This window comes from Parabacteroides sp. 20_3 (genome assembly GCF_964238835.1).
Taxonomy (GTDB): domain Bacteria; phylum Bacteroidota; class Bacteroidia; order Bacteroidales; family Tannerellaceae; genus Parabacteroides; species Parabacteroides distasonis.
Genome location: NZ_CAXSNO010000001.1, coordinates 67,838 through 80,198, shown reverse-complemented (window position 1 = coordinate 80,198; position 12,361 = coordinate 67,838). Strand labels below are relative to the sequence as shown.

Here is a 12,361-nt window from a genome sequence, read left to right as displayed (position 1 = left end):
TTTTGCATAAGCTTATATATAATAATGTATAGGATTTATCGAATTGCTTCTACTTCTTCCGTACGCAAAGGGATCTTCTTTCCTAATAGACGAGCGCCGTTCTCGGTAATCAGATAGTCTTCCTCGTTACGTATGCCACTGAAATCTTTATATGTAAACAACTTCTCGTAATTGATGAATTCGGTGAACTTGTTCTGGCCTCTCCATAAATCCATTAATTCGGGGATGAAGTATACGCCCGGCTCGATGGTCAAGACAAAACCCGGTTCCAGCTTACGTCCCAAGCGCAATGACTTACGTCCGAATTCCGTACTCTTCGGCTGTCCGTCATAACCAACGTATACCTCTCCCAGATTCTCCATATCATGTACATCCAATCCCATCATGTGACCTAGGCCACAAGGCATAAACATGGCGTGAGCACCGGCTTTTACGGCCTCCATCGGATCTCCTTTCACGAAACCAAGGTCCTTTAAACCCTCCATGATCACTTTACAAGACAACTCATATACATCCACGAAAGGAATACCCGGGCGCAAAGCCGCTACGGCAGCCTCATGGGCGGCTACTTGAATATCATAGATGTCTTTTTGACGGGTCGTGAATTTTGAGTCGGCCGGGATGGTGGACGACATATCTCCGGCATATCCCATCTCAGTCTCGGCACCGGCGTCCAATAACAGCATATCACCGCTCTTAATCATATGACTATGATCATGGTTGTGCAAAGTCTGCCCATTGATCGTGGCGATGATAGGGAAGGAGAGCTGGTAATTGTTGGCGAAAGCTACTTCCGCAACGGCAGCCGCTACATCCGACTCCCGGATTCCCGGACGTACGGTACGCATGGCAGTCAGGTGCATATCGGCGGTTACGATACAGGCTTTCTCGATCTCGGCGATTTCTTCCTCGCTCTTATAATTCCGTTGGTTTACGACACCCATGATGAAAGGTACGGAAGGTTTCTCCGCACCGGGTACGATACCCAACCATTGGAATAACTTGATCTGGTGTTCCGCACGATACGTCGGCAGATAATGGATTGGCTGGCCTTTTTGCTGGGCATTCTTCAAGTATGTCTCGATCTCCTTGAAAGGACGGACCTCCTTGATACCTGCGGCCTCGCTCTTCTCTTTTAGGGTGGGCTGCGTACCCATCCATACAATCGCGTCTATAGTCAACTCATCGCCAAAGATGATCTCCTTATCGTTATCGATATCGATGATAGCGGATAACCCGGCGTATGGCAATCCGAAGAAATACAAGAAGGTAGAGTCTTGACGGAAGTGATACGTATTATCGGCGTAGTTCATCCCACTCTCGTCGTTTCCAAGGAATAGCAACAAACCGGAACCTATGGTTTGTTTCAGCTTAGCCCGGCGGGCCATATAAGTTTCTTTACTGAACATAAGGATTATTTTTTGTTAGTGTACCAAAGATAGTAATTAATGTAATATACTAGGCCGACATTCGAAATTATTTCTTACATTAGCCCATGTAAAATGTAACCTCTGGTACCTTATGAAGATTCAAAGAATTCAAGAGCTTACCGATGCCTCCATCGTCTGTGGCTCAGAGAAACGGGAGAACGATGTGCAGTGCGCTTTTGCCAGCGATCTGATGAGTGACGTGCTTACGCTGGATTGTGGCGATGTGCTGTTGGTGACAGGACTTTGTAATTTGCAAACGATCCGTACCGCGGAGATGGCGGAAGTTTCTTATATACTTTTCGTGCGGGGGAAGAAAGTAACCCCGGATATGCTGGAGCTGGCTCGTGAGAACAATATGGTTCTTCTGGAGACAGATCATTCTATGTATCATACGGTCGGAGAGCTTTATAGCGCGGGGCTCCTTCCTATATATTAAGAAAGGAGGTCGTGAGATATGCTATTTAAGTTTGAGTTGGAGGGCGGTAATTTCTCGAAGGCGGGTTATGCGTCTAGCCAGATAAAGAAGGTCTTGAAGCAATTGGCTATCGATCCCCGGATCATTAAGCGGGTGGTCGTGGCGCTTTATGAGGCGGAGGTGAATATCGTGGCTCACGCTTGGAGAGGAACGGTTGTCGCTGAATTGGACGCTGATAAAATATCTTTGGAACTGAAGGATGAAGGGCCCGGAATCCCGGATATATCGCTAGCTATGCGTGAAGGGTATTCGACGGCATCCGAGGCCGTGCGTGAAATGGGATTTGGTGCCGGAATGGGACTTCCAAATATGAAGAAGAACGTAGATGAATTAACGATCGAGAGCCAAGTAGACGTAGGTACCACGGTACGTATGGTCACATGGTTTAATAAAGAAGGAGCGTAGACCATGGAGGAAGCTAATTTTTATCATGCCTTGAAGATTGACAATGACCGCTGTATAGGCTGTACGCATTGCATGAAAGAGTGCCCTACGGGAGCGATCCGTATCCGGGATGGTAAGGCTTTGATCCATAAGGATTGGTGCGTGGATTGCGGCGAGTGCTTGAAATCGTGCCCGACAGAGGCTATCTATGTGGAGCAGGATGACTTCCAGCGTATATTTGATTATAAATGCAGAGTAGCGTTGATGCCCACGGTATTTATCGGGCAGTTCTCAAAGTATACGACCGAGAAGGAAATTATCAGCGCCGTTATGGAACTGGGCTTTACCCATGTTTTCCAAGTAGAGTTTACCGCCGATATGATCCATAAGGAAATGGTACGGCAGATGGAAAACGCCGAGGAAAAGCCGGTGATCAGTTCTTTTTGCCCCGCTATCGTCCGGTTGATACAAGTCCGTTTCCCTGCGCTGGTGGATAATATCTTATTGGTGAAAGCGCCGGTAAACGCCTCGGCCACTTATTATCATAAGATATTGGAAGGGCAAGGTGTTCCCTCGGAAGAGATCGGTATCTTTTATGTTACGCCTTGCGCGGCGAAAATCGCGGCGTTGAAGGGAGCGGAAGGTTACTCATCTACGATCAAAGGCGTGATAAATATGGATACCCTATATAATAAGGTATACCATATTCTTAAGAATCGCCCGAGAGGATATGAGCCGGAATGTGAGCTTCCTCCGCCATTAACGAAAAAAGAGATGCGATGGAGCCAGACAGGAGGGGAGGCCAAACATTTCTCCGGTCGTTGCCTCGCGATCGATGAGATCCATAATGTGATCGATTTCTTGGAACGAATGGAAACGACCAGCGAGGTACGTAACGTAGACTTTCTGGAACTGAGGGCTTGCGACCGTAGCTGTGCCGGAGGTGTATTAGCCGTAGCGAACCGTTTCCTCACGGCCGAGCGTATCATGAAGCGATCCATGAACCGGGATAAAGTACCGATGATATACGCCGCCGATAATTTCGAGGCTTTATCCTATTTGAGGCAGCATATTACGATCCGTCCGGTGCAACCGAATCCCAAACGGTTGTACGATGGAACGATCGATGAGATGCTGAAGAAAATGGAGCAAGTGCGGAAATTGATGTGCTACCTACCGGGAATCGATTGTGGCGCTTGCGGCAGCCCGAACTGTCAAAGCTTGGCCGAGGATATCGTACGCCACGAGGCTCAATTCAGTGATTGCGTATTTATGCAACGTAATATGGAGAAGCACGGTAAACTAGACCAAGAGCATGCCTTCCGTATCGTTGAGAAGACATGGGGGAAAGATCGTTTAAATAAGGATTGTTATAAGAAAGGAGCTAAATATGAAGGTTTGTGATTTAGTGAAGATGTTGAATCTTACTGTATTTTGTGGACAAGAGGGCCTTGATACAGAGATAACCGGAGGCTATACGAGCGATTTACTAAGTGATGTCATGGGACATATCGAGGAGGGTATGCTATGGATTACCATGCAAACGCATCAGAATATACTGGCCGTGGCTACTTTAAAAGACGCCTCCGCAGTATTGATCGTAAACGGAACCTCTCCGGATGATGAGACCTTACAAAAAGGTAGGGAAGAGGCTGTCCCTCTTTTAGGAACTACACGCTCCGCGTTCGAGGCTTCCGGTATGATTTACCGCTTATTACAGAATGAGAATGGATGAAACAGTATTTAGCTGATTTACATATCCATACTTGCCTGTCACCATGCGGCAGTCTGGAAATGAGTCCATCGGAGATCGTGCGTCGTTCCTTAGCGAAAGGTTTGGATGCTATTGCCATTACGGACCATAATACGACCTTACAATGCCCGGAGATTCAATCCCTTGGCGAGAGATTCGGACTAAGGGTCTTTGCGGGCGTAGAAGTTACGACCCGTGAGGAGGCGCATTGTCTGGTTTATTTCCCGACCGATGAATCCCGTAAGCGATTCCAACGATATTTAGAAGAGCATCTCCCTCCAATTCCAAATGATCCGGAACGTTTTGGCGATCAAGTTTGGGTGAATGCGGAGAATGAGATTCTAGGAGAAGTGCCCTATCTTTTGCTCTCCGCCTTGGATCAAAGCGTAAACCAAATAGCCGCTCAAGCACGTAAGGTGGATGCTCTATTTGTAGCCGCCCATGTAGAACGTCCGTCATTCAGCCTGATCAGTCAATTAGGTTTTATAGACCCTTGCTTATCTTTAGATGCTATTGAATATAATAATCAGCAAAGATACAGTAAGTTATTGTCTATTCACGGGTATTTGAAAAAGCAGACTCAATACTCAGCCTCGGATGCTCATTACCCCGAACAAATAGGTACTCAGCCCTCCATTTGGCAAACGGAGGAATTAACCTTCGATGGCTTACGAAAGGCTTTTGATCAAAAAGACAATCACTTAATTTTCGCCTCTCATGGATAATCTCTCGTTTCATATCACGGATATAACCGCTAATAGTATCAGAGCAAAAGCTTCTGACATAGAGATAGATATACAGATAAAGGACACATCCATATGTATTCGTATCGCGGATAATGGCTGTGGTATGGATCCGGAAACAGTCTCTCTGATCCGTAATCCGTTTTATACGACTCGCACGACACGAAAAGTGGGTCTAGGCTTACCTTTCTTGATACAAAATGCGGAGCAAACAGGCGGGAATGTGGAAATATCTTCCATACAGGGAAAAGGTACGGTAGTTGTTGCTTGTTTTGTCTCATCTCATATTGATTGTCCGCCTTGGGGAGATTTGGCGGGTACAATGGCTATGCTTATAGGCAGTAATCCAGACATAAACATTCATTTCTCATATCATTCAGATCTGGTTTCATTTGATATCAGTACGCAAGAGCTTAAAGAAATCCTAGAGGACATGCCATTAAGTCATCCGAAAGTCATGCTTTATTTGAAGGAGTTAATAGCGAATCAAATAGTCGCGTCAAGCTGAATTAATCTTTTCATATAGGTGATCTGATCTTTTCACAGCTGTGATACGATCTTTTCACATCCATGAAACAAACGTTTCACAGCCGTGAAAAGATCTGTGTCTTTACTCAAAGCAGCTACAAGCTTTGTTTGAATGCACTAATTTATCCTTATCTTGCCATTAATTTTATAATTCCCATTATGTTTAATAGTATTATGAACGATCAAAAAATGACTACTCCGCGATACATGATACACAAATAAAAAACCGCCTAGTAACCTTATATTACTAGACGGTTCCATTTATTCTGAAAGAAGAAATTACTTATTCATCTCTGCTTCAATAGCATCGAATTTATCACCCATATTCAAGTTGTAGTAAATACCTCTTAAAGCGGTCATATATTCTCTTTCTTCTGGTTTCATTTGGTGAGCTTTCTCAAAGTAAGGAAGAGCTTGCTTAAAGAATTCCTTAGCTTTGCCTAATTCCTCTTGATATTGTTTTGCGTCGTTGATCATATTAGCCTCACCTTGCTTGTTTACACCTTGGTTATAATATACACGACCTAAGTTAGAGAGAGATTCGATATAGTCAGGATTGATCGCCAATGCTTTCTTGAAATACTCTTCAGCTTTAGCGTAATCTTTCAAACCAGTCTCATAAACACGGCCCATTACATCGTAAAGCTGTGGATTGTTGGAATCCTTAGCGATAGCTGTGTTCAAATATTCAATAGCTTTCTCATTTCTATTAGAATAGATGTAATTGTTTATAAGGCTCATTAAGAAATACTGTTCCTCAGGGAATTTATTCAAACCTTCTTCCAAAGTCTTCTCTAAATTCACGGTATCCTTAGCTTGCTCATACTCATAGCATAAGTATTGATATACCTCGCTTGCTCTATAATCCGTATTTTTAGCACGCTCTAACGCTGCGATAGCTTTTTGAGAATCGCCAAGTTGGGTCGCTGCTACAGCGGCATAGAACTGAACTGTCATGAAGTTTGAATCTCTTTCAGCGACAGCCTCACCTTTAAACATCGGCATATCAGATATTTTCAGGTATTGCTCGAAGAAATCGTAAGCTTTGTTATAATCTTTCTGATCGAAATAGTAAGCACCACCATTGATGTAATATACGTGGTTTGCTCCTAGGATACCTTTGATATCTTTCGTGAACTTAGGTTTAACTTTTCCTTTTTCATTAGGAAGTTGATCTAACTCATATGCTTTCTCAAAGTATGGCAAAATACTACCCAATGCCTCGTACATAACAGGCTCGTCCGGTTGTTGGCCCAAGACTTGTTTAGTTCTTTCGTTGCTGAACTGTTGATCCTCGATAAAACCGGCAACATACCAAGTTTTAGCGTCATCCTTTGTTTCTGGATTTTCCAAAGCTCCTTTAATAAGAGTTCTGGCTTCCGAGAAATCAGGAGTTGAACCCTTAGCTATACTTTGAGCCTCATTTACAGCTTTTTTCTGTGCAAAAGAGACCGATGCTGCGACACATAGTGCCACTGTTAATAATACTCGTTTCATTGCGATAGTAATTTTGAGATTAATATTTCTATTTGTTTAAAATTATTCAGTTATTTCTTCGTTATCATTTTGTTCGTTATCCTCCTCTGATTCCGGTAGATCAACATCGGTACCTAGACTAGCTTGATTCTCACTCAACTCTCTTCCCTCATTCTCTTGTCTGGCTTCTTGTTCCGCTTTTTGCTCGGCTATTTCCTCTTCACTCTCAGACAATACTTTACATACAGAAGCGATTTCGTCGTTGCGCTTTTCTAGATTAATCAAACGAACACCTTGAGTAGCACGTCCTATTACGTTCAAATCGGCCACTTTCATACGGATAGCGATACCCGACTTATTGATAATCATTAAATCGTTCTCGTCCGTAACATTCTTGATGGCAACTAATTTACCGGTCTTCTCCGTGATATTAATGGTTTTTACGCCTTTACCGCCACGATTCGTTATACGATAATCCTCGATAGAGGAACGTTTTCCATATCCCTGCTCTGATACGACGAGTACGGTCTCTTTTTCCTTGTCCTTGATACAGATCATACCAACGACTTCATCGGTATTATCCTCGTCCAAAGTCATACCTTTCACTCCGGAAGCCGTACGGCCCATTACACGTACTGCGCTTTCATGGAAACGGATCGCCCGGCCGTTACGGTTCGCTATGATCACCTCGTTGTTGCCATTCGTCATACATACTTGGATCAAGCCATCGTCTTCACGCAATGTAATAGCGTTCACACCGTTTTGACGAGGACGGGAATAGGCCTCCAACAAAGTCTTTTTGATCACACCTTTCTTCGTACAGAATAATAGGTAATGAGAATTAATGAATTCCGTATCGGTGGTTAATTTCTTAACACGTATAAAGGCTTGTACCTTATCATCCGGCTCGATATTCAGAAGATTCTGGATCGCACGTCCTTTAGCGTTCTTAGCTCCTTCCGGAATCTCGAATACCTTCAACCAATAACATTTACCTTTTGCCGTGAAGAATAATAAGGTTGCGTGCATGGATGCCGGATAGATATACTCAACGAAATCCTCGTCTCTAGTCTCGGAACCCTTCGCTCCTACACCACCACGGCCTTGCGCACGGAACTCACTTAACGGGGTACGTTTGATATATCCCATATGAGATACGGTAATGATCATCTCATCATCCGCATAGAAATCCTCCGGATTTAATTCCTCAGAGGCGTAAACGATATCCGTCTTACGTTCGTCGCCAAATTTATCCTTGATTTCCAATAATTCATCTTTGATAACCTTCATACAAAGGTCCTCATTCTCCAGAATCTCATTCAAATAAGCGATCAACTTCTCGATCTCCTCATATTCCGCACGCAATTTGTCTTGTTCCAGACCTGTCAACTGACGAAGTCTCATCTCGACAATCGCACGTGCTTGAAGCTCAGATAAAGAGAAACGTTCGATCAAACGCTCGATAGCCTCTTGCGGGCTCTTGGAAGACTTGATAATCGCGATTACCTCGTCTATATTATCGGAAGCGATGATCAAGCCTTCCAATATATGAGCTCTCTCTTCCGCTTTCCTCAATTCATATTTTGTACGCCGGATAACGACCTCATGACGGTGCTCAACAAACGCCTTGATTAAGTCTTTTAAGTTAAGCAACCTCGGACGGCCGTTCACCAAAGCGATATTATTGACGCTGAATGAGGATTGCAGAGCAGTAAGCTTATACAATTTATTCAGTACGACACTCGAGTTCGCGTCACGTTTCACGTCAACTACGATACGCATACCGCTACGGTCGGACTCGTCATTGACATTGGAAATGCCATCGATACGCTTCTCGTTTACCAGGTCAGCGATATACTTGATCAACTCAGCCTTATTTACCAAATAAGGAATCTCGGTAATAATAATCTTCTCATGATTATTCTCCACCTCAATCTCGGCTTTACCGCGAAGGATGATACGTCCCCTACCCGTCTCGAAAGCGTCTTTCACGCCTGCGTAGCCATAAATTGTAGCGCCTGTAGGGAAGTCCGGAGCCTTGATATATTGCATTAAGCCCTCTACCTCGATATCTCCCTTGGCATCGATATAAGCGATACAACCATCTAATACCTCGCTCAAGTTATGAGTCGGCATATTCGTAGCCATACCAACGGCGATACCCGATCCACCATTTACAAGTAAGTTAGGAACACGAGTCGGCAATACGGTTGGCTCCTTCAACGTATCATCGAAGTTGAGCTGGAAATCTACCGTGTCCTTATCGATATCCCGGAGCATTTCTTCGGCGAGTTTACTCAGTCGTGCCTCTGTATAACGCATAGCGGCAGGACTATCACCGTCCACTGAACCGAAGTTACCTTGTCCGTCTACTAACGGATAACGCATAGACCATGTCTGGGCCATACGAACCATGGCGAAATATACAGACGAGTCGCCATGTGGATGATATTTACCTAAAACTTCACCAACTATTCTCGCAGATTTTTTATAAGGTTTGTCGGATGTGTTACCCAGTTCATTCATTCCAAATAAAATACGGCGGTGAACCGGCTTAAAGCCATCCCTAACATCAGGAAGAGCACGTGAAACAATGACAGACATTGAATAATCAATGTATGCCGATTTCATTTCCTCTTCGATGTTAATCTTAATAATTCTGTCTTGATCAACCATTTAGTTTTATATTAATTACACTCAATATCTCACCTCTGAAAAATTGCACTAAGGTAAGGTTTTTCCGTATACTACGAAAGAATTTGTCTTGAAATTTTGCGCCTCTGGGCTTTTCAAGGCTTATTAAGGAATAATGGCACGAAATTTGATGATAGTTGGAATAGATTATGTAACTTTGCGTAATCAGTACATATATAATATAGTATGAAAAATTATTCGAAAAGATTGATTGACGTGATTGAGTATAGCCGTGAAGAAGCGGCTAGGCTCCAGAATAGCTATATCGGGCCGGAACATTTGATGCTAGGCATCATCCGGGAAGGCGAAGGCGAGGCAATGCGTGTCTTGCGAGAGCTACATACCGATCCGATGGATATTAAACGCAAGATTGAGCAAGAAATAAAGAACACATTCGATTCTGAGGATTCTGTCCAGCATGAGATCGCAATAAGTAAGACTACAGAACGTGTCTTGCGTATGAGTATGCTGGAATCTCGTTTATTCAAGGAAGATGAGACCGATACGGAACATCTTCTATTGGCGATATTGAAAGAGGAGTTTAACGTAGCCGCCAAGGTGTTGAACGACGCGGGTATTACTTATCGTTCCGCATATAATATATTAGTAAGCGGAACCGGTTTGAACAATATGGAGGAATTCGACGAGATCAGCGACGGATATACGGATGATGACGAAGATGACGAGGACGAAGGTTTCTCCTCTCGTCGTGAGGCATCTCGCCCCTCTTCCGGTGCTGGAGCGGGAGCCGCTCAACCGAAATCCCCTAATGATACACCTGTTCTGGATAACTTCGGAACGGATATGACACGTGCCGCCGCAGAAAACCGTCTAGACCCAATTGTGGGACGTGAGAAGGAGATCGAGCGTTTGGCCCAGATATTAAGCCGTAGGAAGAAAAATAATCCGGTATTGATTGGTGAGCCGGGTGTGGGTAAGTCGGCTATCGTAGAGGGATTGGCTTTACGCATTATTCAGCGTAAGGTTTCCCGGGTGTTATTCGATAAGCGTGTGATTAGCTTGGATATGGCTTCTATTGTCGCCGGTACGAAATACCGCGGACAATTCGAGGAACGTATTAAGGCTATCTTGAATGAGTTATCGAAGAACCCGAATATCATCCTCTTTATCGATGAGATTCATACGATTGTTGGCGCTGGTTCCGCTTCCGGATCTATGGATGCGGCGAATATGCTGAAACCTGCGTTGGCTCGTGGTGAGATTCAATGCATTGGCGCTACTACTTTGGATGAATATCGTAAGAATATCGAGAAAGACGGTGCGTTGGAACGTCGTTTCCAGAAAGTGATCGTTGATCCGACTACGGCGGAAGAAACTTTGCAGATCTTGCGTAATATCAAACCTCGTTATGAGGAGCACCATAACGTGATCTATACTGAAGATGCTTTACAAGCGTGTGTAAAATTGACAGAAAGATATATCAGTGACCGTAATTTCCCGGATAAGGCGATCGATGCTTTAGACGAGGCCGGTTCCCGTGTACATATATCTAATATCATTGTTCCGAAAAGTATCGAAGAGCTTGAGGCAAAGATCGAGGATACGAAGAATGAGAAATTAGCGGCCGTGAAATCTCAGAACTTTGAGTTAGCCGCAAGTTTCCGCGATAAGGAGCGTCAGTATTTATTGCAACTGGAGGCCGCGAAAGCTAAATGGGAACAAGAGCTTCAAGAACATCGGGAGACCGTTGATGAAGAGAAGGTCGCTGAAGTTGTTGCCATGATGTCCGGTGTACCTGTTCAACGTATCGCTAAGGCAGAGAATGTCAAGCTTCTGGAAATGGCGGACGTATTGAAAAGTAAGGTGGTCGGGCAGGATGATGCTGTTCAAAAGATCGTAAAGGCAATTCAACGTAACCGTGTTGGCTTGAAAGATCCGAATAAGCCGATCGGAACTTTTATGTTCCTAGGACCGACGGGTGTAGGTAAAACTCACTTGGCCAAGAAGCTTGCTGAATATCTATTTGATTCGGCGGATTCTTTGGTACGTATCGATATGAGTGAATACTTGGAGAAATTCGCTGTTTCCCGTTTGATCGGAGCGCCTCCCGGATACGTTGGTTACGAGGAAGGTGGCCAGTTAACAGAGAAAGTACGTCGCAAGCCTTATTCGGTGGTCTTATTGGACGAGATCGAGAAGGCGCATCCGGATGTATTTAACTTGCTGCTGCAAGTCTTGGATGAAGGCCGTTTGACGGATAGTTTGGGTAGACGTATTGATTTCAAGAATACGATCTTGATCATGACTTCCAATATTGGTACCCGGCAATTGAAAGATTTCGGCCGTGGCGTTGGTTTCAATACCCAGATGGCTGGTGAGCCGGATAAGGATTTCTCCCGTAGCGTGATCCAGAAAGCGTTGAATAAAGCATTTGCTCCAGAGTTCTTGAATCGTGTGGATGATATCATTATGTTCGATCAGCTTGATAAAGCCGCTATTCATAAGATTATCGATATTGAGTTGCAGGGTCTGTATCAGCGTGTATCAAATCTGGGCTATGAGTTGTCGATCACAGACGAGGCAAAAGATTTCATTGCGACAAAAGGCTACGATATCCAATTCGGTGCCCGTCCGTTGAAGCGTGCGATCCAGAAGTATCTGGAAGATGAGATGGCGGAGATGATTATCCGTGCCTCAGTAGGTGAAGGCGATACGATTATCGTAGACTTTGATAAAGAAGAGCAGAAAATCACGACTTCGATAAAAAAGAAAGATGCTGAATAAGTTTGTCTATGAATATAGAAGCCGGGCGTGAGTCCGGCTTTTTTTATGTTCGTCCATCTTATTCGTCTGTCATTTTGACACGCAAAAAAAGCATGACCTAATTGAATAGATCATGCTTTTATTTCTTTTTTTA

10 protein-coding genes are annotated in these 12,361 nt (G+C 44.1%); 7 read left to right on the top strand and 3 right to left on the bottom strand.

The genetic code is table 11. From position 1 onward, the window contains the following. Positions 1-35: 35 nt before the first annotated feature. Complete coding sequence (locus ACESPU_RS00330; protein WP_005856943.1) at positions 36-1,409, bottom strand: aminopeptidase P family protein; 1,374 nt, start codon at positions 1,407-1,409, stop codon at positions 36-38. Positions 1,410-1,521: 112 nt separating this feature from the next. On the opposite strand from ACESPU_RS00330, the gene ACESPU_RS00325 reads away from it, so the two are divergent. The 6 genes from ACESPU_RS00325 to ACESPU_RS00300 are packed head-to-tail and all read left to right on the top strand — an operon-like array spanning position 1,522 to position 5,293. Further along, a complete protein-coding gene (locus ACESPU_RS00325; RefSeq protein ID WP_005856945.1) occupies positions 1,522-1,866 on the top strand; it encodes a hypothetical protein in 345 nt (114 codons plus the stop codon). 18 nt (positions 1,867-1,884) lie between these two features. After that, on the top strand, positions 1,885-2,310 hold the full coding sequence (locus ACESPU_RS00320) for an ATP-binding protein (RefSeq protein WP_005856948.1): 426 nt from the start codon (positions 1,885-1,887) through the stop codon (positions 2,308-2,310). A 3-nt stretch (positions 2,311-2,313) separates the two neighbouring features. After that, positions 2,314-3,693, top strand: a complete 1,380-nt coding sequence (locus ACESPU_RS00315; protein WP_005856950.1) for a [Fe-Fe] hydrogenase large subunit C-terminal domain-containing protein — start codon at positions 2,314-2,316, stop codon at positions 3,691-3,693. Continuing rightward, on the top strand, positions 3,680-4,024 hold the full coding sequence (locus tag ACESPU_RS00310) for a DRTGG domain-containing protein (protein WP_373133065.1): 345 nt from the start codon (positions 3,680-3,682) through the stop codon (positions 4,022-4,024). Before ACESPU_RS00315 ends, ACESPU_RS00310 begins: the two co-directional genes overlap by 14 nt. Then, positions 4,021-4,767, top strand: a complete 747-nt coding sequence (locus ACESPU_RS00305; protein ID WP_373133064.1) for a PHP domain-containing protein — start codon at positions 4,021-4,023, stop codon at positions 4,765-4,767. The genes ACESPU_RS00310 and ACESPU_RS00305 overlap by 4 nt, the downstream gene beginning before the upstream one ends. After that, positions 4,760-5,293 carry an ATP-binding protein gene (locus tag ACESPU_RS00300; RefSeq protein ID WP_373133063.1) on the top strand — a complete coding sequence of 178 codons (534 nt, stop codon included), beginning with the start codon at positions 4,760-4,762 and terminating at the stop codon, positions 5,291-5,293. Before ACESPU_RS00305 ends, ACESPU_RS00300 begins: the two co-directional genes overlap by 8 nt. 299 nt (positions 5,294-5,592) lie before the next feature. Here the strand turns inward: ACESPU_RS00300 and ACESPU_RS00295 are convergent, their stop codons facing one another. Next, the gene (locus tag ACESPU_RS00295; RefSeq protein ID WP_005856958.1) at positions 5,593-6,810 is read right to left on the bottom strand and encodes a lipopolysaccharide assembly protein LapB; all 1,218 of its coding nucleotides are present in this window, start codon (positions 6,808-6,810) and stop codon (positions 5,593-5,595) included. Between the two features lie 42 nt (positions 6,811-6,852). Beyond that, the gene (gene gyrA / locus ACESPU_RS00290; protein ID WP_008779885.1) at positions 6,853-9,465 is read right to left on the bottom strand and encodes a DNA gyrase subunit A; all 2,613 of its coding nucleotides are present in this window, start codon (positions 9,463-9,465) and stop codon (positions 6,853-6,855) included. A gap of 204 nt (positions 9,466-9,669) precedes the next feature. Between gyrA and ACESPU_RS00285 the strand changes: the two genes are divergently transcribed. Continuing rightward, positions 9,670-12,228, top strand: coding sequence for an ATP-dependent Clp protease ATP-binding subunit (locus ACESPU_RS00285; RefSeq protein ID WP_005862303.1), 2,559 nt, complete (start codon positions 9,670-9,672; stop codon positions 12,226-12,228). The last annotated feature ends 133 nt before the right edge of the window (positions 12,229-12,361 follow it).